The organism is Mucilaginibacter gracilis (assembly GCF_003633615.1).
GTDB lineage: Bacteria > Bacteroidota > Bacteroidia > Sphingobacteriales > Sphingobacteriaceae > Mucilaginibacter > Mucilaginibacter gracilis.
On sequence record NZ_RBKU01000001.1, the window covers coordinates 5,109,340 to 5,133,560 of the forward strand.

20 protein-coding genes are annotated in these 24,221 nt (G+C 43.7%); 4 read left to right on the forward strand and 16 right to left on the reverse strand.

Annotated elements, in window-relative coordinates:
- Positions 1-44: 44 nt before the first annotated feature.
- From BDD43_RS22645 to BDD43_RS22665, 5 genes are all read right to left on the reverse strand, one after another.
- The gene (locus tag BDD43_RS22645) at positions 45-641 is read right to left on the reverse strand and encodes an RNA polymerase sigma factor (protein ID WP_162847151.1); all 597 of its coding nucleotides are present in this window, start codon (positions 639-641) and stop codon (positions 45-47) included.
- A 156-nt stretch (positions 642-797) separates the two neighbouring features.
- On the reverse strand, positions 798-1,205 hold the full coding sequence (locus tag BDD43_RS22650) for a hypothetical protein (RefSeq protein ID WP_121200039.1): 408 nt from the start codon (positions 1,203-1,205) through the stop codon (positions 798-800).
- A 102-nt stretch (positions 1,206-1,307) separates the two neighbouring features.
- Positions 1,308-2,555, reverse strand: a complete 1,248-nt coding sequence (locus BDD43_RS22655) for a T9SS type A sorting domain-containing protein (protein WP_246001738.1) — start codon at positions 2,553-2,555, stop codon at positions 1,308-1,310.
- 65 nt (positions 2,556-2,620) lie between these two features.
- Positions 2,621-3,478 carry a T9SS type A sorting domain-containing protein gene (locus BDD43_RS30650; protein WP_246001739.1) on the reverse strand — a complete coding sequence of 286 codons (858 nt, stop codon included), beginning with the start codon at positions 3,476-3,478 and terminating at the stop codon, positions 2,621-2,623.
- A gap of 473 nt (positions 3,479-3,951) precedes the next feature.
- Entirely contained in the window at positions 3,952-10,230 is a 6,279-nt protein-coding gene (locus BDD43_RS22665; protein WP_121200044.1) for a T9SS type A sorting domain-containing protein, read from the reverse strand.
- Between the two features lie 448 nt (positions 10,231-10,678).
- Here BDD43_RS22665 and BDD43_RS22670 point away from each other — a divergent pair, with 448 nt between their 5' ends.
- Positions 10,679-11,059 carry a helix-turn-helix domain-containing protein gene (locus BDD43_RS22670; protein ID WP_121200046.1) on the forward strand — a complete coding sequence of 127 codons (381 nt, stop codon included), beginning with the start codon at positions 10,679-10,681 and terminating at the stop codon, positions 11,057-11,059.
- Between the two features lie 161 nt (positions 11,060-11,220).
- Here the strand turns inward: BDD43_RS22670 and BDD43_RS22675 are convergent, their stop codons facing one another.
- Positions 11,221-11,604 (reverse strand): helix-turn-helix domain-containing protein, encoded by a 384-nt coding sequence (locus BDD43_RS22675; RefSeq protein WP_121200048.1) that lies wholly within the window; start codon positions 11,602-11,604, stop codon positions 11,221-11,223.
- Positions 11,605-12,016: 412 nt separating this feature from the next.
- On the opposite strand from BDD43_RS22675, the gene BDD43_RS22680 reads away from it, so the two are divergent.
- Together BDD43_RS22680 and BDD43_RS22685 are read left to right on the forward strand one after the other, a co-directional pair.
- Positions 12,017-12,784 (forward strand): SDR family NAD(P)-dependent oxidoreductase, encoded by a 768-nt coding sequence (locus BDD43_RS22680; protein ID WP_121200050.1) that lies wholly within the window; start codon positions 12,017-12,019, stop codon positions 12,782-12,784.
- A gap of 78 nt (positions 12,785-12,862) precedes the next feature.
- Positions 12,863-13,756 carry a helix-turn-helix domain-containing protein gene (locus tag BDD43_RS22685; RefSeq protein ID WP_121200052.1) on the forward strand — a complete coding sequence of 298 codons (894 nt, stop codon included), beginning with the start codon at positions 12,863-12,865 and terminating at the stop codon, positions 13,754-13,756.
- A 572-nt stretch (positions 13,757-14,328) separates the two neighbouring features.
- Here the strand turns inward: BDD43_RS22685 and BDD43_RS22695 are convergent.
- Both BDD43_RS22695 and BDD43_RS22700 read right to left on the reverse strand, forming a co-directional pair.
- Positions 14,329-14,661, reverse strand: a complete 333-nt coding sequence (locus BDD43_RS22695) for a helix-turn-helix domain-containing protein (RefSeq protein ID WP_211339713.1) — start codon at positions 14,659-14,661, stop codon at positions 14,329-14,331.
- Positions 14,662-14,741: 80 nt separating this feature from the next.
- The gene (locus BDD43_RS22700) at positions 14,742-15,773 is read right to left on the reverse strand and encodes a chemotaxis protein CheB (RefSeq protein WP_121200053.1); all 1,032 of its coding nucleotides are present in this window, start codon (positions 15,771-15,773) and stop codon (positions 14,742-14,744) included.
- Positions 15,774-15,776: 3 nt separating this feature from the next.
- Here BDD43_RS22700 and BDD43_RS22705 point away from each other — a divergent pair, with 3 nt between their 5' ends.
- The gene (locus tag BDD43_RS22705) at positions 15,777-16,379 is read left to right on the forward strand and encodes a site-specific integrase (RefSeq protein WP_121200055.1); all 603 of its coding nucleotides are present in this window, start codon (positions 15,777-15,779) and stop codon (positions 16,377-16,379) included.
- 518 nt (positions 16,380-16,897) lie between these two features.
- Here the strand turns inward: BDD43_RS22705 and BDD43_RS22715 are convergent.
- From BDD43_RS22715 to BDD43_RS22750, 8 genes are all read right to left on the reverse strand, one after another.
- A complete protein-coding gene (locus BDD43_RS22715; RefSeq protein ID WP_121200056.1) occupies positions 16,898-17,512 on the reverse strand; it encodes a DUF4199 domain-containing protein in 615 nt (204 codons plus the stop codon).
- A 6-nt stretch (positions 17,513-17,518) separates the two neighbouring features.
- On the reverse strand, positions 17,519-18,190 hold the full coding sequence (locus tag BDD43_RS22720; RefSeq protein ID WP_121202088.1) for a hypothetical protein: 672 nt from the start codon (positions 18,188-18,190) through the stop codon (positions 17,519-17,521).
- Positions 18,191-18,197: 7 nt separating this feature from the next.
- Positions 18,198-19,451, reverse strand: coding sequence for a dihydroorotase (locus tag BDD43_RS22725; RefSeq protein ID WP_121200058.1), 1,254 nt, complete (start codon positions 19,449-19,451; stop codon positions 18,198-18,200).
- A gap of 15 nt (positions 19,452-19,466) precedes the next feature.
- Positions 19,467-21,530 carry a BatA domain-containing protein gene (locus tag BDD43_RS22730; protein WP_121200060.1) on the reverse strand — a complete coding sequence of 688 codons (2,064 nt, stop codon included), beginning with the start codon at positions 21,528-21,530 and terminating at the stop codon, positions 19,467-19,469.
- Between the two features lie 82 nt (positions 21,531-21,612).
- Positions 21,613-23,070, reverse strand: a complete 1,458-nt coding sequence (locus BDD43_RS22735; RefSeq protein WP_121200062.1) for a phytoene desaturase family protein — start codon at positions 23,068-23,070, stop codon at positions 21,613-21,615.
- 109 nt (positions 23,071-23,179) lie between these two features.
- Complete coding sequence (locus tag BDD43_RS22740) at positions 23,180-23,386, reverse strand: hypothetical protein (RefSeq protein WP_121200064.1); 207 nt, start codon at positions 23,384-23,386, stop codon at positions 23,180-23,182.
- A gap of 116 nt (positions 23,387-23,502) precedes the next feature.
- Complete coding sequence (locus BDD43_RS22745; RefSeq protein ID WP_121200066.1) at positions 23,503-23,715, reverse strand: hypothetical protein; 213 nt, start codon at positions 23,713-23,715, stop codon at positions 23,503-23,505.
- Positions 23,716-23,810: 95 nt separating this feature from the next.
- The gene (locus BDD43_RS22750) at positions 23,811-24,032 is read right to left on the reverse strand and encodes a hypothetical protein (protein WP_147425719.1); all 222 of its coding nucleotides are present in this window, start codon (positions 24,030-24,032) and stop codon (positions 23,811-23,813) included.
- Positions 24,033-24,221: the final 189 nt, after the last annotated feature.

Sequence of the window (24,221 nt, forward strand, 5' to 3'; positions counted from 1 at the left end):
AAACAACAGGGCATAAGGGTTTGTCCAAATGCTGATGAAAAAAATTAATGGCGGGTGATGCTGCCGGATATAATGATCAGTAAAGTGGCAAGACCTTCACCTGAAAGCCTGGCCTTTAAGAGGCCGACACCGCGCATTTTCTGGCTGTTCACCGTACTGACGGTAACACCCAGTTCAGCAGCGATATCCCTTGGCTTTTGGCCGTCAACGATCATACTCATGATCTTCCGGCACTGTTCTGGCAGGGCCTCGATAGCCTGGTATAATTCTGCAAATACCTCGGTCTCAATGATCGTGTGCAGCACGGTTGTTTCATCCGGCTCATGATCGAGCATCATGGTTTCCAGGCGGAGTGTCTTTGACCTTTCTTTTTTGATATGGTTATAGCAGGCATTGCGTGTACTGATATACAGGAAGGCCTTCAATGATTGAAAGGAATAGAAATCACCCTGTTTTTGCCATACCTGGAACAATGCATCCTGCACGATTTCCTCGGCAATGGAACGGTCAGCTAACAGGCGGTTCGCAAAATAACACAGGGAAGGATAGAATGAATGAAAAATTTGGTCAAAAGATGACCCGTCCCCTGACCGTAACCTATTCAGCAGTTCTTTTTCATTCGATGGGGCAAGCGCATTCAAATTTTCACTATAAAGAATAAAGTTAATTAATTTGCAATATAATGTAAAGGCAAGGTAAATAATAATTTCATTTAGCTACCCGCTTAGGCTATATGTAAGTTTAAAAAAGGCACCTTTTAGGGTGCCTTTATGCAGGATGAGCCACTTGTTCGTTTATTAATCCTGTAGTTTTTTTGAATCCCTTTTTTGGGGTGCCCGCTTTTTTTTCTCTTTAACGGGCGGGGCAATAGCCAGCTCTATGTAGTCCGTGCGGCAGAACCCATACCTGGGCACGCTATCATATTCCCCTATTATTAGAGGCAGGATATATTTTTTGTTAGCTGAAAACTTGGGTGTAATAGGACGTTTCCGGAAACCATACTTGTTCCATGCGATGATGTCATTGAGGGGAAACCATTTGAAACTGAAATTGTCAAGTTCCCTACAGGCATCAGCTTCCTTAGAGCCATTGTACAACTTGATCTGGGGTTCTCCGGGCAGCGCGGTTGGCGCTCCTATGGGATTGGCCACGAATTTCATGATCTGCGGAAAATCGGGATGTATGTTTTCAATTAATTCAAACACAACAATTATTTTTTGAGATTTTTTAAAAATGTGAGAGATAGCAGTTAAATCTGAGGTATAATCCAGAGAGTGCTGTACCCGTTATTACGTTGATTTCAATCATCAATAAATTACCAGCCTTTCAATCTGTTCACGTTCATCACTATTGCTGAAATGCACTATATAAACGCCCGGCACCAAATTCAAAGGAACCTTCGCGTTGCCGTGATCAAATTTTAAAGGCTGCTGTAGTAACAATCGACCGCTCAGGTCATATATCGCTAATGCAGCATTACTTGTATTTCCGACATTCACTACCCTGATCTCATTTTTTGCAGGGTTGGGGTATATGTGCCAGTTGTTTGGTAGGCTATTCAGTTCATTAATTCCTACACGCCTTACGGTGATGGTTACGGTATCATACTTTACCATACCGCATAGGGTTTGCTTTACCATATAGGTGTTAGTGCCTATTGCCGGCTTTACCCAGAAGCCCGCCTGTAAAGTATCGATCAATACCCAGCCGCCGCCGCTGTCACGCGATTTTAAAGACCATTGTACACCCGGTAATATTTCATTGCGGCCTATAAATACGCTGTCTCCCGCTACAATGGTGGTATCCCGCCCGGCAAAAGCAGGGGCATCACTTTCCACAACACTTACGTCATCGACTAAATAGTAGGCATCACTAAACCCACTCCCTGTATTGGAAGGCACATGGGTTGTATGGGCTTGGTCAAAGAAATTTCCAATAGTAATATATTTTTCAGTGCCGTTAGCCACAAAACTACCTTCAACCTTTACCCAGTTTGCGGTATCATTTATAACAGCCGTACTAAATACCTGCGGTATGTTTTTGGTATGCGGATAGCCGCAATAGTCGGCTGAACTACTATCGATCTGGCCGCCATCAAAATATGCACCGATGTGGTTGACTGCATATCCAGAGCTTTCCTCCAAGTTCACATAAAAGGATACGCAATAGGTTTTGCCACTTATAAGGGGTTTATATAATTTGCCCTGTAAATAATCCCTTAAATAGGGAAATGTAGGGATATTGGTAGTATCTGCAAACATGTATACCTGCGCCATACCGTTCCCGGTTCTTGGATATTGATAAAAGGCATCATTGTAAGGTATACCCGTCCTCCTGTTGGCACCCGCACATATATTACAATACTCAGGGGTACAATTTCCACTTCCAAAAGAATCTATCGGTGGGTGGTTTATCGTGTCAATTGGACTCCAATTATTGGCAAATTTAATTTGATCCCAATCGTACGGGCATTTTGAATATTGCTCAAAACTCGGATTTTGCACATAATTAACCTGCCCATTTAATAAATAAGGATAGGAGAATATGATAAGCAATAACAGGAGGTGTCTTTTAAAAGACACCTCCCAATTATTTGCAACTAAGAATTTCAATGTACGCATCATCTATAAATTACCAGCCTTTCAATTTGTTCCCATTCATCATCCTTACTGAAATGCACGATGTAAACGCCCGGCACCAAATTCAAAGGAACCTTGGCGTTGCCGTGATCAAATTTTAAAGGCTGCTGTAGTAACAATCGACCGCTCAGGTCATATATCGCTAATGCAGCATTACTTGTATTTCCGACATTCACTACCCTGATCTCATTTTTTGCAGGGTTGGGGTATATGTGCCAGTTGTTTGGTAGGCTATTCAGTTCATTAATTCCTACACGCCTTACGGTGATGGTTACGGTATCATACTTTACCATACCGCATAGGGTTTGCTTTACCATATAGGTGTTAGTGCCTATTGCCGGCTTTACCCAGAAGCCCGCCTGTAAAGTATCGATCAATACCCAGCCGCCGCTACTATCGCGCGATTTTAAAGACCATTTTACATCGGGTAGTATTTCGTTGCGGCCTATAAATACACTATCTCCCGCTATGATGGTCGTATCCCGGCCAGCGTATGCGGGGGCATCACTTTCGACTACACTTACGTCATCCACCAAATACCAAGTATTTCCAGTAGCGCCCTTAGATATAGACTGAACATACGTGGTGTTGGCATTGTCAGAAAAATTACCAATAGTGATATATTGCTCCATTCCTTTAGCAATAAAACTTCCTTCTATTTTTATCCAGTTTAAGGTGTCGTTTATGACAGTGTTGCTAATCACCTGTGGGGTATATTGAGTTTTTGGAAGGCCGCAATAATTCATCGTATTGGTGTCAATCATTCCATCATCTAAATAGGCACCAATATGATTTATGGCGTAAGAAGAGCCCTGTTCCAGTGCTACGTAAAAACTCATACAATAAGACTTTCCTGAAATTAATGGTTTATATAATTTGCCCATTAAATAGTCTCTCAAATAAAGATTAAGTGGATATGGGGCAGTGCCATCTGAAAACATAACCATCTGAACCATACCATTTCCAGACCGCGTAGAATGACTATAAAATTCATTCTGTGGCACTCCAGTCTGACGGTTTGTACCAGCACAAACATTGCAATATTCAGGTGTGCAATGTGGGCTACCAACAGTATCATAGGATGTTGGGTGGTTTACAGTATCTATTGGTGACCAATAATTGGCAAATTTTATTTGATCATAGTTGTATGGGCATTTACTGTAATCTTCAAAACCAGGATTTAGAACATAATTAGCTTGGCTAAATGAATAATTGGGTTTCAAAAAGCTTGTAATAATTACCAGTAAAAGGAAGCACCCCTTAAAAGGTGCCTCCCATTTTCTATATTTTAACCATTTACTGCTCATACTCCTCAATTTACGGTAAATTTCAATAAGTAATTGCGCCCATTACTGTCCCTTAGTTGTAGCAGGTAGATACCCGGCATAATCCCTTTCAGGTCAAGATGGTATTTACCATTGTTAAACAGCAGGGTATTCTGTAGTATCCGTTGCCCCTGTTCATTCCATACTTCCGCCCTTACCGGGTTCTTATCCTGTATCAGTTGTTGCAGCTGAATATCCCCGTTCGATGGATTAGGGAACAGGATGTATTGTGGCCTGTCGATTGACAGCGTTTTAGTCAATGGCTGGTTAGGTTCCATTTTCATGCCGGTGCCGCTCAAACAATTCTTGTCATCAAAAGGGGCCAGATTGTTGTACACAAGGTTATATAGCGCACGTGCCTGGTAAACCACATCGCCATTCACGTCCGGGCAGAGGCTGGCCAGGTAGCTTATCTGGCCGCTGTCTGTTGAAGACAGGTTATTTATTCGGTAGTTCAGATACAGATTGTAGTAAGACAGGTAATTGCTCACTACCTGGTTGGCAGAATCATAATCGGCCACTTCTACCCCCAAGCCGTCGGGCCCGGTGGGAGACATTGCGCTGAAGCTGCCACCTAAAAGTGAGGCGGCTGTGCTATAGTCGCCAATGGCCAGCGCATTTTCTATGTTGGCAAGTGTGGCATACCTGCTGGTAGAAGCAAGGGTATAAAAATCACTGATCAGATCGAGACTGTCAACTGCCGTGCTGTCTTCCAATATGCTGCGGTATAGGGCATTCTGGTCTTTCCACTGCATAATCGGTGAAAAATGTAGCGACTTGGTCGTAGGCCCCAAGGCTATCCACGGGTTAAATACAGGTGCGGGACATGGGTCAATAAAAACAGAATATGTTTTGATTAGTAAGCTCGTCCCCCATAAATATTTATATCCGAACACTGATGAATTACTGCCATTACTTATCGGTGCTGCGCCGGCTGCAGTAAAATACAACCTCGAAAAAGTATCAACCGAATTGAGTAAATAGGTTTGGTTGGTGTATGGGCCCAGCCATGTATTATCATTGATCGCGCCGTATTTTGCAGCCCCAACCGTTACATTCATCTGCGGGCCAATAAACCCGTTCCTGATAAACAAACCGTCGTGGTGGGAATTCATCGTATTATGTACCCATTGCATACTCTGCGCCCCGGTAAATTCAAAAGCCTTGCCCATGTATGAGACCGTGTTACAGTTCACAAAACCGTTGGTGGTACTGTTTCCCACCCGTACAGCGTCAATACTGGTATCGCTCGTAAGAGTGCCACCAGCCGATGTGACAATATTACTATAGATATACGGTTTGGACATCTGGAAACAGGCTATACCGCTTTGCTGGGTACCAAAAGTTTTCTTTATTAGTACGATGGTATTAAGGTTGGCGCTCGAAGTAGACATGTTGCCAAAACTGTTCAATAATATACCATTATAAGCATCGGCTATATTATTGCTGTTAGCGTTCAGGGTTGTTTTACACGTATTACAGGTGTTTGATGCCGCGTTTGATGCAGCAATGCCGTTGCCGATATACCGGTTGGCCGGATACACCCCGCTGGAATAAGCAGGTGGTGTGGCCTGTATGTAGTTGCTGTTCATGTTGATAGCCCCGGCCGATACATTGGTGGTCGTGGCTATATTGATGCCCGTTTCCACATTCACAAGGGTATTGTTGCTGGCCTGAAGGCTTGCGTAATAATTGGCCGTTTTAACAAAGCAGCCCCTCGGCCAGCTGTTGGTGTGGGTGCTGATCACATAGTTGCCCTGGAACAGGAACTCCGCAGGATAAAAACTTCCTACCGCATCTGCCGAACAGTTGTAAAACTTGTTGGCGCGGCTGGTAGTACCTGCGTACACGCGCAGGCGGTACACCATGTCCTGCGTGGCATTGCAATCGGCCAGGATACCGTTGCCCTGGTTGGGTGCGCCCACCATGTTGCAGAATGCGCTGTTCACCACGCTCATGTTGGAGTTGTGCGCATAAATACCGAACTGCATATTGTCCATTACGTTCAGGTAACCGTCTGCCGTTTCATCGCCTACCTTTATTTCCCGGTACAGGCTGCCGCCGGAACCTACACTTTGTATCTGCATCCCCATTTGCGCTACTGCGCCATTTTGAAGGGTTGCGGAGGTATAGTTATTCAGTATATAGGGCGAACGGTAGCCGTCGGGTGTGCCGCTCAACATTTTAAGCGTATCTACGCCCGGCCAGCTGTTGTAACTGCGCACCAGGTTCCTGGAGGTGAATACCGTATTGCGGATAGTGAACGGGTAAACCGACAGGCTGGTACTCTGGTAAGCGCTTATGAGTATGCCCAACTGGTTACGGTTAAAGATAGCCCCATCGGATGTGAAGATATTGGAGGTGCTGGATGGCACACTCGTCATATTAACAGCGGTAACCGCGTCTTCGATCAATGTGCTATGGATCATATTCAGCACTGCCGGGTTGCCATTGTAAGTGATACCGTTCCAAAGGGGGTTACAGCCAAACAGGTGTGCGCTGTCCAGCGTTACCCTGGCACCTGAAGCAAGGGTAATGTTCGAACCGCCATTCACCATAATATCAGCATTTTTTATGGTCATGGTGCCACTCAGGGTAATATTGCCCGGTACGAAGTACTTGCCGCCGGTGGCGAAGTTGGCAGACGTACAGGTAGTGCAGCCCAGCATGGTAAAGGCCGTGCCCGGCGAACCGCCGAAAACCGTGCAGGGGCTACAGCCAGATGCAGTGCCGAAAACGGTGATCGTTGCTGCCGTAGAAGTGCCAGAACAGGTAGGCGCCGATTTGGCAACCACGGTATAAGAGCCGCTACCTGTAACGGTATAATTGGCAGATGTGGCACCAGCGATCATGGTACCGTTCAGGTACCACTGGTAAGTATAACCGGCCACCGTAGGGGTTGAAATTACATCGCCATAACAGATAGACAGCGAAGTGCCGCTAACCGTATTGCCATTGTAGATAATGGTCGGCGCAGGTGCGCCGGTGATGGTCACGTTGATGTTGGGAGAGGTGACGGTACCGCATCCGTTAATCAGTACAACCCGGTAGGTGCCGGAACCTGTTGCCGTGTAATTGGAATCGGAAGCACCCGATATGTTGGAGCCGTTCCACTGCCACTGCGTGATATAGGCATTTTTAACGCCCGAGTGCAGCACGACAGACCCGCAAGCTGAAACGCTGCCCGACGGGCTGAGCGTATAGGATGGCAGCGGTATGGTGTTGATGGTTGTGGGCGCCGAGGTCGCAAAGCAATGCGTGGCGCTGTTGGTAACGGTAACGGAATAGCCGCCGCCCGAAACGCTGATGGTCGGGGTTGTGCTCCCGTTGCTCCACAGGTAGGTATAGCTACCTGTGGGCGATGCGGAAAGCGTGGCATTGGTGCCCGCGCAAATAGACACCGTGCCCGAAGGGCTGATCGAAGGTGTGGGCAGCGGGTTGGTGGTTACCGTGTCCGACACCTGGTATATACAGCCGGAAATAGTGGACGTGGCGGTATAAATGGTGGTGCCGCCCGGGTAATCGGTATTGGCGCTGGTGCTGCAATTGATGCAATTAGTAAAAACGCTTCCCGAAGATACCGTCCAGCTGTAATTGTTCGCACCCGAAGCGGTGATCACTACCGGCCTGCCATTACACACCGGGTTGATGTTGGCGGTAACCCTCAGGGACGATGACGGGGCGCATAGCACGATAAAGTCGTGGACGACATGCTGGCTGCAACCCGCGCCATCGGTATAATTGTAAGTAACGGTGATCACGCCCGGCCCGGACATGTAGGGGTAATATTTATACTTCCCGCCGGTATAGACCACACCGGGGCCGGTAAAGCTGCCGCCGGGTATGGTCACATACAGGCCGAGGTCGGCAACCGTATCGCTTGTCCTTAAAGTGTCGGGCGCAGTAAAGAGCGTGGTGGCGCTCAGGGGTTGCAGGCTCACATCATCGAAGTAGATATTGGTCGTATAGTCGTTCGTGTAGCTATTGAGGCCGGGGGCGTTCGCAATAATGAAATTGTTCAGCACATCGGTGCCTGTATATTTAAAGGTATCGGTATAGGAATGCCAGTTGTTGGCATCCTTGATGATCTGGTGCTGGGCAAGCGGTACGATCCCCGGCTTGAGCGGGTAGAACAGCCCAAACGCACCGCCTATGGGCGCTAAGACCGACTGGCTGGCACAGAACTGGATATGCGTGTTCTGTTCGATGACCGTAGGGAAATAACCGGAACTCAGTGCCGGGTTGACCGCTGTCTCGATCTTCGCCCAATAGGTGACCACGTAGGTATTACCGGGTTGCAGCCCGGTGTTCAGGGTCGTCTGGACAACAGAACTCTGTAAGATCCTTTCCCCGGTGCTGGTATTGTCATAGGCAGCCCCGGTCAGGTTGATGAAATGGTTATTGGTGCCGATGCTTGCCGCATGGATGTCTGTTGATGGTATGGTTTCGGTAGTCGGGATGTTACAATCAAACCATCCGAAACCTGCCGGGCACCCTTTTGAATAAAGAAAAGGCAAAGAACTGACGGCAGACCAGCAGTCAACGGTAGAAGGGGTATAAATGAAGGGCGCATAGGTGGCGAAAGTGCCGCAAAAGGTACTGCTTTCAAAACCTCCATTATTGACAAGGTTGCACCCGCTCGGCGTACAGTTGCCGCTGCCCACGTAAACATAGATGTAGGTGATGTTGCCCCGTGCGCCGGTCGCGCCGTTAACAGGGACGTAGCGGATCAGGTGGACACCCGGTGTGGATGTTGACGATGGGGTATATATCAATGTCGAGGTGCTTGTCCCTGCGGTAACATTCAGGGTGCCGCTGCCGATGATCACTTCGGCGCACACGAAAGAATCCGCGTTGTAATCATTGGCCAGGATGTTATAGGCAAACGGGGCGCCGCCTTTAATGACCGTGCCGTTCAGCGTATCGGGGAAACCCTGTTTGGCCACATAGAGGTAATTGCCCCCGCTGCCAAGCCCGTCAATAATACCGGCCACATTGATGCCGGGGCAGGTCGCACCCGTTCCATAGTTGGTGTCATTGAGGTTGTAAACATGGCCGAAATGCGGGTCGCACTGGTAGCCGAGGTCGCACATGATCTGCCGTTCTTCCCCTTTAAGGTACCTTTTCATCTTCCCGAGCGAAATGGCGTTGCTCATGGCAAAATACAGGTTGTTGCTTGCAGGCGGCGCCGGGGAAAAAGTTACCGGCACCTTGCACTCATCCTCGATATGGCTCAGGCTGCTCCCGATCTCCCAGCAGTTGGGGGTATAAACGGGCTGTACCATGCTGCCGTCCACGAACCTGACGGCGGTACCGCATACGGTATGGTCAGTAATGCAGCTGGCTATATTGGGGTGCAGGTCTGTTGGCGTTCCCCTGAACGTATAATTATACATACTGCACGAACCGGAATTGCTGATCAGGTAAGTACCTGCGGCATTTTGCAGGAACTGGTCGTAGCGGCCATAATAATAGTAGGGTACGTTAAAAGCAGAATTACCAGCTGGGTTGATGAGGGAAACCAGGCCCAGCGCGTGCATTACTTCATGAAAAAAAATTGAATATAAATCAGCTTCGTTTGACAGGGGTGCCCTGGAAAGGTCCGTGTTCCAGACGATGCCGCCCGAGAAGTTGATCGCCACTTTGGCGTGAAAAAATGAAGTGCTGGTCTGTACAGGGCTGATTACATTGGTGTAGGCATCCACCCCGCTGTGCATGGTGATCCAGGCCAGGTTATCGGCAATGCCGCTGGTCGTTAAAGTGGGTGCATAAGGCAGTGCATAATAAGGGGTGGCCGCAGCCCCTGCAAACAGTGGCAGCCCGGCGAGCGTCGGGTCGCGCACATAGATATTCACTTTCTGCCCTGTTGAGGAAAGCGGGCAGTGGATAAAGCTGCTGATGTCGTTGAGTACCTGGCAGACTACGCTTAACCTCGCCATGTGTGTGGGGTTGGATGCAAAATTCTCCATCCCTGACCCGGGTTCCATCCATAGCTGGAAATACCCTGAGGAGCAGGTGGACATGACCAGTGGCGCAGTGGTCGGCCCGGCGGCATTCCGTAACCTGTCGTTGATCGCGAGCTGGTATAGGCTGGTGGTATTGCCGTACATATCCACAATTTTATCAAATATTCCGCCGGGGGTAAGGTCGTACTTCATCGAACTGTCGGTACCTGCACCGGAGGCGGTAAACTGGCTTGTGACCAGGCAAAAGAAGACAGCCAGTATCTTCAGAAAGGCAAATTTTCGTTGGTAACAGAAGGGCATAAAAGCATTTTTTGGTGTTACGAAATAATAATCAGGCGATTACATTTTAGTGTGAAGAATAAAGCACAAGAAAAACAAATAGACTTAGACTTTTTACAGGTAAAAAACTGTGATGACAAATTGATATATGATAGCTTGAAATCAGGGCAGAAGGAATGTTTTCCAGTTTTACCGGCATTTTCCGGCAGGTTTATGGAAACCTGATGTAACGCATTAGATCATGCAGTTTTTAATGTTTGGGAAACAAGGCAAAAAAGAACTCGGTAAACGATGCAGAGCCGGGTGCTTTAGGGGCTGGCGGCGATTGGGATGCAAAATAGTATCGCCATTTAGATATATGTGTATTTCAGATGTTATATTTTATGCTAAAACTGTCATATTTTACGCCATATATTATCAGATATATGTGATGGGTTGTTTTCGTTAACTACTGAACTAACTTTGAATCATGGCTCATTTGGGAAAAAGCATTGCAAGTTTGCGCGGACTGCGAAGAATGACACAAAAGGATATGGCTGCGAGACTCAATATTCTGCAATCAGAATATTCCAGAATAGAACAGAAAGAAAAGATCGACGATGATTTATTAGATCGAATAGCAAATGCATTGGATATTACTCCTGAAGCGATAAAGAATTTTAATGAAAATGCCATTATCAACAACTTCTCCTTTAGTTTTAATGATAATGCTGTCAATACGGTTTATAACACTAATTCGATAGAAAAAATAGTAGACCTGTATGATACAGTAATCAAAGAAAAAGACGCTGTAATAAAAAGCAAAGATGAGGTAATTGAAATATTAAAACAGCAGTTGAAAACATCCTGATTGTTGTTAAATTAACCTTAAACGTTTTAGTAATATATAGGAGAAATTATAGGCGAAATTATTACCTAATGTCGCCTTTGGTTTTCTTGTTCCTTATTTGTTCCTCGTTAGGTATAAGTTGTTGATTGTCAATCGTAATTACTTTCTGTATCGGCAAATAATTAGCCAAATTTCCACAAACTTTTACCAATTAAAACACTAAAAATCAATAAATTAAGCAAATTTATATTTGCTAATATATTTGGTTTTTTTATGCCGTTTTGATTATTTTTACACCTGAATTGTACCTCAAAGAGTGCCTTATTAAAATACAATTGCCGCCCTGGCTTGGTGGCTGGAATCTCACCACGGCAAACCTTGCTGTAAATGGTAGCTACCGCCAATTTTAAAAATGCCGATGCTTCTTTAATGTCGAGCATTTCATCTTGTATATCCAAAGCAACCTTTTCACCGCAAAGCACCGCCTCTATTCTTCTGACTCTTTCCAATAATTCGGAGATGGCTACGGGTAGCTGCTCGAAAGTAAATTTTTCTGTTGGTTGCATATGCGAACATCGGGCAACAAATAATGAAGCTTGGGCAAGTAGCCTAAAGTATTTATTAATAAAGCGATAAAGCAAGGGATTTATATCGGCAGATCACTCTTGGTAGACTTATCATCTGCCAGCAATATAGCCCGAATGCGGTTGATAGAAGTGCTGTTTTTCCATTGCAATGAATTGAGCTATTTGGACTTAACTTCTTAATTACATACGAGGAGAACATATATAAACGAATAAAAGTTATAATTTAAAACATCTTTATGGATAACGTTATAATTAGAAATACGCCATTGAATGGTGAGTAGCAACCTTAATAAAGTTTGTTAAATCTGGAAAAAATATAAATACTTCTGTAATAGTTACAAGTGCTCCGCCTGGATTTGCCGGAATTTTGTTTCAACAAAAAACTAAAGAAATGACAACATCTAATGAAACCTCAAAAGTTGTATTGGTTACCGGTGGTAGCCGTGGTATAGGAAGAAGCATTGCAATTAATGCAGCCAAACGAGGACTTGGCGTAATACTAACCTACAATAGCCAACCTGAAAGCGGTCAGGCCGTCGCCGACGAAATCAATAATGCTGGTGGTAAAGCCATCGCTTTACATTTGGATGCAGGTAAACCCGCCTCATTTGATGAATTTGCAAAACAAATTTCAGCTGTCTTGCATGAAGAATGGGGCCGGGACAACTTCGACTACCTGGTAAATAACGCGGGTATCGCCCAAAGATCGCTGATCCAGGATACCACAGAGGAAATATTTGACCAACTGGTAAATGTTAACCTGAAAGGAGTTTTCTTTCTTTCACAAAAGTTAATCCCTTTAATTGTTGATGGCGGACAGATTATTAACATTTCATCAGGGTTGGCCCGGTTCGCCTTCCCCGGTACAGCAGTTTATGGTGCTTTGAAAGCTGGTCTTGAGGGCTTGACCCGATATTTTGCTAAAGAATATGCTGCTCGTAAAATTCGTGTAAACAGCGTAGCTCCCGGTGCTATTGATACTGAGTTTGGCGGTGGCAAAGGGGATGAGGAACACCGTCAGCAAATTGCTGCGGCAGCAGCTATTGGCCGCCTGGGCGTGGCAGATGACATTGGGCTCTTTGTAACCTCTATGTTATCAGATGACAGCAGGTTTGTCAATGCCCAGCGCATTGAAGTAGGCGGTGGCATAATGATCTAAGCATTGTTAAAGTACCGGCATATTTTTATGCCGGTACTAATTTTTCTTAGCTTTATATTTACAAGCATAAATGGTATAATGAAGTATCTTGATATTAAATCAATTACTGAACTGCATGAGTTCTTCCGGTACGACAAGCCACTGCACCCACTGATCACCATAGTAGATATGGGTAAGGTAGACCGCACGTATCGGGAACCCGATGTTGCCTACCGGCTAGGCATGTATGCCATTACCCTGAAAAAAGTTGATGGAACGTTTAAATATGGCCGTACAAATATTGATTTTGCTGAAGGCACCTTGCTGTTTGCCGCCCCGGATCAAGTGATTATGCCAGATCCGTCCAACAAGGTAGAAGGCTGGGGACTATTTATACATCCCGATTTTTTTAACGCAACTGCCAAGGGGCATCAGTTAACTCAATATTCGTTTTTTGGCTACGATTTTAACGAGGGGCTTCATTTATCTGACGGAGAGAAAATGGTGATAGAAGCCACTCTTCAAAATATAGGAAAGGAAATTTCCAATACTTTAGATACGCATTCGCACCAGTTAATCCTGACCAATCTGGAATTAATGTTCTCCTATGCAGGGCGGTTTTACGACAGGCAATTTTTGACGCGCGCAAAACCGGCCAATGATCTGGTGCAACAGTTTGAATTGCTGCTAAATGATTATTTTAAATTAGACTCTCTGGTTAACCTGGGATTGCCTGACGTTAAATATTTTGCAGACCGTTTGAACCGTTCTCCAAATTATTTGTCTGATCTTTTAGTAAAATATACGGGGCAATCTATCCAGGTGCACATCCATCGAAAGCTAATCGATAAAGCGAAGCACTTGTTGTGGAGTACCGATAACACGATCACTGAAATTGCTTTCGATTTGGGGTTTGAACATCCCTCTCATTTTACAAAGTTATTTAAAAGCAAAACAGGACAGTCACCTAAATCTTACCGGGTAATGAATTAACTACAGGCAGTCAATCCCACTTGATTGTATTATTTGGCAATAGGCTACTCGAAATCAAGAGGCTAAATGTAAAATGGCAAACATCATTGCATTTTTAGCTATGAACCAATCATCTTATAGCACCGGTCAGAATATCATAGCAGATGGCGGAATGAGCGCCACGGCATTGGTAGAATACCCATAGCATTAATTAATTAATAACCAACTAAGCTTAAATGCCAATGTTATAGCAGCTTTGTTGTACAAATAAGAATTATTGCAGGACCTTACACGTCCTCAAACGCTAATTATCACTTCTTTAGTTTTTTATTTACATAGGTACAGTTTTTTATCAAAAACTGTACCCGTATTAGGCATAACACACTGTTAATCAACAATATGCATTTTATAAAAAAGAGTATAAATAAAATTTTGATTTTCAATTATTTATGCCTATCTTAAAATTTGTACCTATATTGTACCTTTAGTTAAACAACTGATTGACAGTCAATTATATAGTACTTTCTGTATCGGCAAATAATTAGCCAAATTTCCACAAACCTCTCCCACTTAAAACGCAAAAAATCAATAAATTAAGCAAATATGCACTTGCTAATATTTTTTGATTTTTTTGTGCCGTTTTGCCTATTTTCACATCTGAATTGTACCTCAAAGAGTGCCTTATTAAAATACAATTGCCGCCCTGGCTTGGTGGCTGGAATCTCACCACGGCAAACCTTGCTGTAAATGGCAGCTACCGCCAATTTTAAAAATGCCGATGCTTCTTTAATGTCGAGCATTTCATCTTGTATATCCAAAGCAATCTTTTCACCGCAAAGCATCGCCTCTATTCTTCTGACTCTTTCCAATAATTCGGAGATGGCTACGGGTAGCTGCTCGAAAGTAAGTTTTTCTGTTGGTTGCATATGCGAACATCGGGCAACAAATAATGAAGCTTGGGCAAGTAGCCTAAAGCATTTATTAATAAAGCGATAAAGCAAGGGATTTATATCGGCAGATCACTCTTGGTAGGCTTATCATCTGCCAGCAATATAGCCCGAATACGGTCTATATGAACCTGCGACGATTCCGCCCGCTCCGCAGCCATGCGTGAAGTTGCCCCCTTTTGTTCTTTAGCTACCGTAGTGAGCAGGTTTTTTCGCTCTTCAAACATGCGTAGGGCTATCCACATGGTTTCCTCAATTTTTTGAGTTTGGGAAGCGAGTAGTGATGCAGAGGTATAAGCATGGCCGGTATGACACCTATAACGTACAAAAGAACCTTTGTCCATCTTCCAGAGTACGCCCCCACAACCGGGACAGTTAAACGGAACTTGTTCACCCAGGGAATTGACCGCAGGCAGGTCACTCAGCACTCGTTCGGCAATCTTTGCTTCTCTTTGAATGTCATCTGGTATTGTTTTTTGCCTGCCCACTTTTCTTGCCATGAGTGTAGCCAAGATACCGCCCATCTCTGCTATTGGCACGCAATAATCTGCCTTCAACTGATTTAAGGTATTTTTAGGCATGTCGGGATATTGCGCTTCTTTGGGGTCTTGTACGATACAAATGCCGCCACACCTTTGAATGGCGATCATACCGGCAGTGCCATCATCAAGGTAGCCGGTCAGAATAATGCCGGTCACACGGTTTCCGAAAGCGACTGCGGCAGAACGGAACAGCGGATCAATACCGGGACGAGAGCGGTTTTCAGCCGCTCCTTTGGTAACGTGCAGTTCACCGTTTTTTTCAATCAGGAGATGGTGATCGGACGGCGCAAGATACACCCGCCCGGCTTTAAACAATTCACCGTGTATGGCATGTCCGCATTTTAATTTACCATGTTTATTCAAAGCATCTAATAACACATTTCCGGTAGCATCCGGGGAAATGTGCATCACCACTAGCACAGGCGCAGGGAAATCTTCCGGTAATTGCTGGATTAAAGCGTCCAGCGCATTCAGGCCACCCGCAGAAGCGCCCACGACAACGACTTGGCCGGTTTTATAGTTGAAATCTTTGATTTTTGCGATCTTCATTAATTGACCAACAGCAATTTCCGCAAAAAGTTACAACTACGCTACACTATTAATAAGGATGAATATTACATTAAAAACCTGAAAAAGATCATTAACCTGGCGGTAAATAACAAATGGCTAATTCATAATCCGTTCAATGCCTTTAAATGTACTTATCGGAAAGTCAACCGGGATGTCCTAGAATGGGAGGAGATTGAATTATTGGCCTCGCATGAATTTAAAGTGAAGCGGCTCGACGAGGTAAGGGACACCTTTCTTTTCTGCTGCTTTACCGGATATGCTTTTGTTGATGTAGAAAAATTAACACCACAAAATATCGTAAGCGGTAAAGATAAAGTCCTATGGATTAAAACCACCCGCACAAAGACAAAGATCGAAGCTAATGTTCCTCTTATTCCGCAAGCAATCGAGATCCTAAATAAATATGAAGGCCATTCATGCCGTGATGTAGAGAACAGGCTATTGCCAGTTAAAAGCAACCAAAAGATGAATGCCTACCTTAAAGAAATTGCAGACCTCGCTGGCATTGACAAGAATCTGACGACCCACATTGCAAGACATACGTTTGCAACTACAGTAACACTAGATAACGATATATGCCCCTGAAAACTGCTCATAAATACATTCGTAGATCTGCCTGAAATAGTCTGGGTCTACTTTAGATAATCTTTCAGAAATAGAACTTCTGCGTACCTTTTCATCTTCATCAAGGTTAAAAAGTATCTTGAAGACGGAATCGTTGAATGTGTCCTCAAGGCTTCGCTGGCTAAGCCTGTCATTGTCCAAAATACCATAGAGCAGCAAATAAAACAGCTTATTGCCGTACAGAAACTTTGCGTAATGATCGATCTTGGTTGTAAGTGAAAATTTGCTATCAACGCTTCCGGAATGAAGCCTAAGAGCTGCTTTACAGTGACGTTATGTTCTTTAAAAATGGCCATATCATATTGATTATCAGCTATTAATATAGCAAATCAATATGATAAAAACAAGATAAATAATTGAAAATCAATTGCTTATATAAAACTAACTAACCACTATAAAACAAAAAAGTCGGAAGATTAATCTTCCGACCATTCGTGGCACAAGGCCGCTTTTGTTGTTTTTATAGATGGGTGACTAAATTACAAAGTTGGGTCTAAACCTGCATTTTCAACTTCGTCGGTATCATTTGCATATAAAAGCGGCTCTTTTTTAAACATGGCGGCAAATATTAAGGCGAGTACAAAATCAATAATGATAGCAATACCTGCGCCTTTTAACATGGTTAATGGAGAGTGGTCGGATTGTTTATCCATGCTTTTTTCAACCTGCTCAACTTGTTTATCTATTTTATCGTGATCTACACCTTGTTTCTTCATCATGGTGGTAGTACCATTTATAAACACGGTTTTCATCTTTTGTGCCATATCGGGTTCTATAAGGGTTGAAAAACCTAAGTTTCCTATTGTCGACACAAGGTAGGTAACCAAAAACATTATAAATATGCCGGTTGTAGCTTGTTTAAAATTCCAAAAGCCACCTATTTTTTTTCTCAAATCAAAGCATAACCAAATGGCTATCCCTAACGGTATCAGCACGGTTATCGAGAGGGGGCCAATTATGGTAATCATCCAAAAATTGGTTGTCATTAAGGTGATAAAATAAAATAAGAATATACCCAGCACTAAAAAGATAACTCCAAAAAGTACACCGTTTATAGCAGCATTTTTTTTTATTTTTTGTTCAAGAGTTTCCATCGGAAATTAGTTTTGATTAAAGTTCTCTAATATAGTAAAAACAGCCATATCGAAATCTTGTGCAACCGAATTTTGTTCGATGGTTTTTTTCACATCTGTTGATGGTTCAACATCGTAAAAAAAGCACATGATGGGGTAAAATAATTCTTTCAGTTCCGATTCTTCGTCAATACCTACTGCTGCTTTGGCAATGTCTTCAACCGAGCTTTCCATTAATATCTGGTTGGCTATTATAGGTTCGTAAATGCGGTGCTCGTCTTGAAACTCGTCTTCTTCAACCAGCAAAAATTCCTTCAAAAAATCTTCCAGTTCGGGCTCAATATCTTCGTCTTTGCATTCGTTAAGGTATAGCAACACGTTCAATAGCTCGGTTCCGCGGTCAAGCGTGTCTTCTTCTATCTGCTCCCACTCCGGCGAATCCAGGTAATCTTCTTCTAATTTAATTACATCGGCGCTAAAAAAGTTCATCAGCAGCAAATCAAAAAAAACTTCGCGCAAAGCTTCCATCTGCGGATAGTCGTCAAAAGCGGCATCCAGTAAATCAACCTTCGATAAAAAATCCTCATCGCTGGAGAATACTTTAATTAAATCGTTTTGAATGGCTTTAGTGTTAAGCTCATTTTTTTCAGCAAAAACTGCTACTGCGCTTGTTAAAGCTGTCTGAATTTGGGGGTCCATCATAATATTAGGATTTAAATACCTGGTTATTGTTACAAGTTAACAAAACTTTCCCCGTTAATTGCTTGTCAATAAACGGGGAATTATATGATTTGGATTGGTTATTCTGCTTGGTATAAGTCCACTCCTGTTTGGCATCAAATACTACCAAGTTGGCTTGCTGCCCTTCGGCAATAAATGGCACGTTTAAATTCAATATGCGTCGCGGGCCAACAGCCAGTTTTTGCACCAGAGTATCAACAGATAAGCCAGATTGTAAAGTAAGCGACAGGGCGGTTTGTAAACCTATCATACCAAATTCGGCAACCTCAAACTCAACATCTTTAAATTCAATTTCGTGAGGGGTATGTTGCGATACTATGGCATCAATAGTTCCATCGTTTAAACCAGTTATCAAGGCGGCAACATCATCGTCGGTACGTAAAGGTGGCTTAACTTTGTATTGCGAATCGAAACCCAGCAAATCGGCATGGGTTAATACCAAATGGTGAGCGGCAACATCGCAGGTAACTTTCAAACCTTTTGCCTTGGCCTGCCTCACCAAATCAACCGAACGACGGGTAGACAAGGTGCTAAAATGAATTTTAGAGCCTGTATATTCGGCCAGATACAGGTCGCGTGCTATCATCAATTCTTCGGCCAACGCGGGTATGCCCTTCATGCCCAATAACGTACTTATCTCACCCTCGTGTACTTTAGCCTTACCGGCGATAGCCTTATCTTCGGGATACGAAAACACCAGGCCTTCAAAACCCTGTGCATACAACATGGCGCGCTCCATTAACCCGGCATCCTGTACGGGGTATTTACCATCGGTAAAAGCTTTGGCGCCGCTTTGGTGCATATCATACATCTCGGCCATATCCTTACCCTCACACTTGTGCGATATGGTACCTAAGGGAAAAATATCAACCAAATTACCCCTGGATTTATTAAATATAAACTCAACTTCGGATTTTGAATGCACCGGCGGCTGCGTGTTAGGCATTAACGCCAGGCCCGTAAAACCACCTGCGGCGGCGGCTTTGCTACCGCTTTGTATATCCTCTTTAGTTTCGAGGCCCAATTCGCCAATATTGCAGTTCAAATCAAAAAAACCGGGAGTAACTATTTTATTGGTGGCATCAAACACCTCAAAGTTGCTTTGTATACTTTGCGCTATTTGGGTTATAACACCGTTTTCAATTAAAATATCGGCAATTTGCTGGTTAAAGGTTGAATTTGGATCGGTAATGCGGGCAGATTTAATAAGCAAATTCATTTTTGGGCGGTGCTTTTATGTTGGGTTATTATTTACCGGAACCACTTGTTTTTCAGGCTGATAAAATCTTAACAACACTATTTCGGCTGCAAGGCTTATCAGGGCCAAAATTATACAAAGTTTCCATAATTCTAAGCCAATATTTGTTTTAGCAACGGTATCTTTTAACGAAGCCGCACCTGCCTGTATAACAGTGCCTTGCTTACCGCTAATTTTGGCTTTCAGTTCGGCACTGCTCAAATACGTCAAGTCCGATTCACTTCTGCTGCTGTTAAAGGCCAACACGGCAATCAGGCTATCTTGCTTTTGTAAGGTATAGTTACCCGCTTCATGCACCTGGTCGCTCAGGTAAAGTACGGTGCCCTCCTGCTGCCTAACATCCGGAATAATTACTTGCTGCGCCTTGTGCAGTTTTAAAACCTGCTTATCTGTTGCCTGTATTGGTAACGTTTCTACGGCTTCGTCATTACCAATGGTATAAAACAAAGCCGGGTAGTGCCCGCTCAGCAAAGCTATCCTGAACAGCAAAGGCACCAGTAATGCATGATGCGCCAAATTGCTGTAACTATCATCTAAAGGCACTGCTGATACATAAGTACGGCCCTTGGCATAAGGATACACGCCAAAAAACGCTTTACCACCGGGCAGCTCCATTAAGTTTTCGCCGCTGTTGCGGGATGAACCTTCCAAATCGTAGTAGCGTTGCACAACCGGTAAATCGGGGTTTTGCGGAAGCTGCTCAAACGTATTTTTAAACAACGCATTTTGTAAATTGATATACGATACCCTGCCACCGTTGGTTAATACCTTGCCGGGATAATTGGCGGCAAGTGGTTGAAGCAACAACTTATAGCTGGCTACATCGGCACCATCTGCCGGGAAAACCAGTAATGTACCGCCGTTGCTAACATATGTTTTTAATTGCTGCGCCAACCCTGTCGAAATGGTTTTTAAATCGCTTAAAACAACCAACGGGTAAGCGGCTAAACCAGCATAATCAATATTGCCATTATGCACCAATTGGGGTTTAAAAAAGGCATCGGCGTTAAATACAGCCTGTATGTATGGGTTGGGTGCGCCTCCGTCAACAAGTAAAAGCGGCATTTGCTGTTGCACCTTAAATGTAAAATAAAACTGATTATCAAAATTAACAGGGTTATCCTGCAAATCTATTTCGCCCTGTTGCCAGCCGGCTTGCAAGCCCGAAAAACTTAATGTATCGTTTTGTACTCCCCTGGCATTTAATGTAAAACCACCCAATGCTTTTTGCTGACCGTTAATTAGCAATTTAAGCGGCACTTTTTCGGCCTTTTGGTCGGCATAATTGTGCAGGCGTACTACCAGTTTTTCGCTTTCGCCGGGGCGGTGTACGGCACTTAATAACCATACCGAATCTACCGCAATGTTGGGCAATAAATTTGGCTTTAGCTCTACCAGGCCCAATTGCACAGCCGTATCGGTTGTTATCGCCTTTGGCGAAAACATATTTTTTTGAAAATCGGATATTACATATAAGGCCTTTTGGCCATTAAATTGAGTATTGAGCAAGCTTTGGGCGCGGTTAACTACTTGTTGCAATTGCCTGCTTTGCGGACTAATTTTTATTTTGTCAACCTCGTCGTTAAATTCATCGCGGTTGAGCAGGCGTTGGTGCCTGCCTTCAAAATCCTGCGTAAGCAGTTGAAACCTATCGTTAATGCCGTAGCCGGATGCTATTTCTTTGGCACGGCGGCGGGCTTCGTCAAGCAAACTGCCTTCCCGGTTAACGGTTTGCATGGAGTACGAATTATCAACAAAAATGCTTACCAAATGCGTTTTCCCTACTGTTATATTTTGTTTAGCCGGGATAAATGGTCGGGCGAAAGCCAAAACCAGGAAAAAAACCGCCAGTAACCGCGTAATAAGAATGAGTAATTTTTTAAGATTTTTGCGGGATGACTGCTGTTGCTGAATATTTTTCAGAAACTGTACGTTACTAAAATACACCTTTTTGTACTGCCTGAAATGAAACAGGTGTATAATAACAGGTATGGCTAACGATAAAAGCCCAAATAAAAATGCAGGATAAACAAACAGCATATACTAACCAAATATAGAGATTAATTAAATGTGCAGGTGTGTAAATGTGCGGATGTGCAAATGATTTTAGATTTGACAACTTTTAAAAAGTTGGCAAATCTTTAACGCCCTTTCCAAATATATCCTTCAGCACCCGCTTTGCCGCCCAATAACCGCACATACCATGCACGCCACCGCCCGGCGGGGTTGACGACGAACAGATATACAAGCCCTTAGCCGATGTACGGTAAGGCGAAAGCCGCAACGCCGGGCGTGTAAATAGCTGACCGATATCAATTACTCCGCCATTAATATCGCCGCCAATATAGTTTGGGTTGTATTCTTCCATCTGTACGGTATTCATAGTGTGCCGCGCCAGTATCCTATCGCGAAAGCCTGGGGCAAAACGTTCAACCTGTTGTTCAATAATATCAGTCATGTTTTTTGTAGATCCGTTGGGCACATGGCAATAACCCCAAACGGCGTGTTTGCCTTGCGGCGAACGGCTACTATCAAATACGCTTTGCTGTGCCAGTAATACAAAGGGCTTATCAACATGTTTACCCTGCCAAATTTGTTGTTCGGCTGCTTCAATTTGGGCCAGCGTGCCGCCTATGTGTACTGTACCAGCGTGTTTACATTCTTCGGCGGTAAAGGGAACCGCACCTTCAATAGCCCAATCTATTTTGTAAACACCCATGCCATATCTATAACGCGCTAACTGCCATTTGTAAATTGGCGAAAATTTATGCCCGGCAATTTGCAGCAGTTGGCGGGGTGTTACATCAAATAAAACAGCACGTGAGGATGGTAATTGATTTAATGATGTAACGTAAAAATCGGTTTCAATTTTGCCGCCAATGGATACAAAATAAGCCGCCAGCGCATTTGCAATGCTTTGCGAACCGCCTTTTGGTATGGGCCAGCCGTATAAATGCCCGGCAGCCATTAACACTAAACCAATGGCCGATGTAGCAATGTTTGAAAGCGGCTGAATAGCATGTGCCGCCATACCCGCAAATAAAGCTTTTGCCCCTCCAGTTTTAAAACGCTTTACCAGGTTTGTTGCGGGTTTTAAAGCCTGCAAGCCAAACTGAGCCATAGCTAAAGGATGCTTTGGTAAGTGCAGAGGGCCTAAAACATCGGCAGCAATTAATGGCCAGTTTTTAACAACGGGTTCCATTAAATCCAGGTAACTTTGTTTGTCGGCACCCAGCAAACCTGCTGTTTGGCTTACCGATCTGGTTAATAAAGCCGCCTGCCCGTCATCAAACGGGTGGGCAGCGGGGTAAGTTGGCTGTATGTATTGCAGGCCGTGCTTTGCAAGTGGCAGGGAATTAAAAAATGGCGAACCCAAAGCCAGCGGATGTATGGCCGAACAAACATCGTGTACAAAACCAGGTAAAGTTAATTGCGCCGAGCGCAGGCCGCCGCCTACAGTATCTTTACCCTCTACTATTAAAACAGAAAGACCGGCCTGCTGCATAGCTATGGCGGCGGCAAGGCCGTTTGGTCCCGAGCCTACTACTATAGCATCATAATCGCGCTTATCCGCCTTCATGCGGTAAAAGTACGTTTAAAACCTAGCAATGGTGCTGCCTGGGATGGCTATGGCACAAAAAAAAGCCCTGCAATAAATTGCAAGGCTTTCTCTTTTCCTAAAGAAAGAATTACATTTTTTTAGTAGTATCTTTTTTAGTTGTGTCAGCAGACATTTTAGCTGTAGTGTCTTTCTTAGTTGTGTCAGCAGCCAATTTAGCAGCTGAATCTGCTTTAGCAGCTGAATCAGCACCAGCTGCTGCTTTTTTACCAGAACAAGCAGCAAATGATACAGATACTGCTAAAGCTAATGCGCCTAATTTAATTGCGTTTTTCATTGTTAATTTTTTTAAAAGTGATTAATAGTTTAGTCTTAATACTGTAAATGCAAAAAGGTAACCCAATTATTTAAAAAAATAATTGAATTACCTTTTTTACTAATTACTTTGACAAATTACTTTTTGGTAACAGTATCTTTTACTGAAGAAGTAACAGTAGTTTTAGTAGTGTCTTTCTTAGTTGTATCACCAGCAGCTTTAGCTGAAGTATCTACAGTAGTAGTTTTAGTTGTATCAGTAGTGGTAGTAGTAGATTTGTTGCTACCGCAAGCTGCAACAGTTAAAGATACTACTAAAGCTAAAGCGCCTAATTTGAATGAATTTTTCATGTTGAGAATTTTTTTTAGATTTTACTTTAATACGCATAATTAGAAAAGGTAACCCGATTATTTTTTTATTTAATAAAAATAAAAAGCTATCATAATTATTTTTTTTCTGCAACGGTTTTTTGGGTGGTTGTTGAGTCTTTTTTCTCGGCTACAACCTTGCCTGTTGTATCTTTTTTAACCGTGTCAACCACGCTGGTGGTTGTGGTAGTGGCAAGCGAATCGGGCTTTTGGGCAGAAGAAGTTTTTGACGGATCGCAGGCCACAATTAACGATGTAAGTGTTAAAACTAGTGCAGTTAATTTAGTTGAGTTTTTCATGATTTTTGTTTTTTGTATTGATACCAGAAAGCATAAAAGGTAACCTTTTAACAAAAATTGCATTTTAAATGAGGTGGTTAAGTAATTAACCCGATAAGCTGCGGCACTTAAACCCGTTTTTGTTAATTTTAAACTACTTTTGAGGCTCTTTACAACACACCCCCACCCTCCAAAAAAAATATATTATTT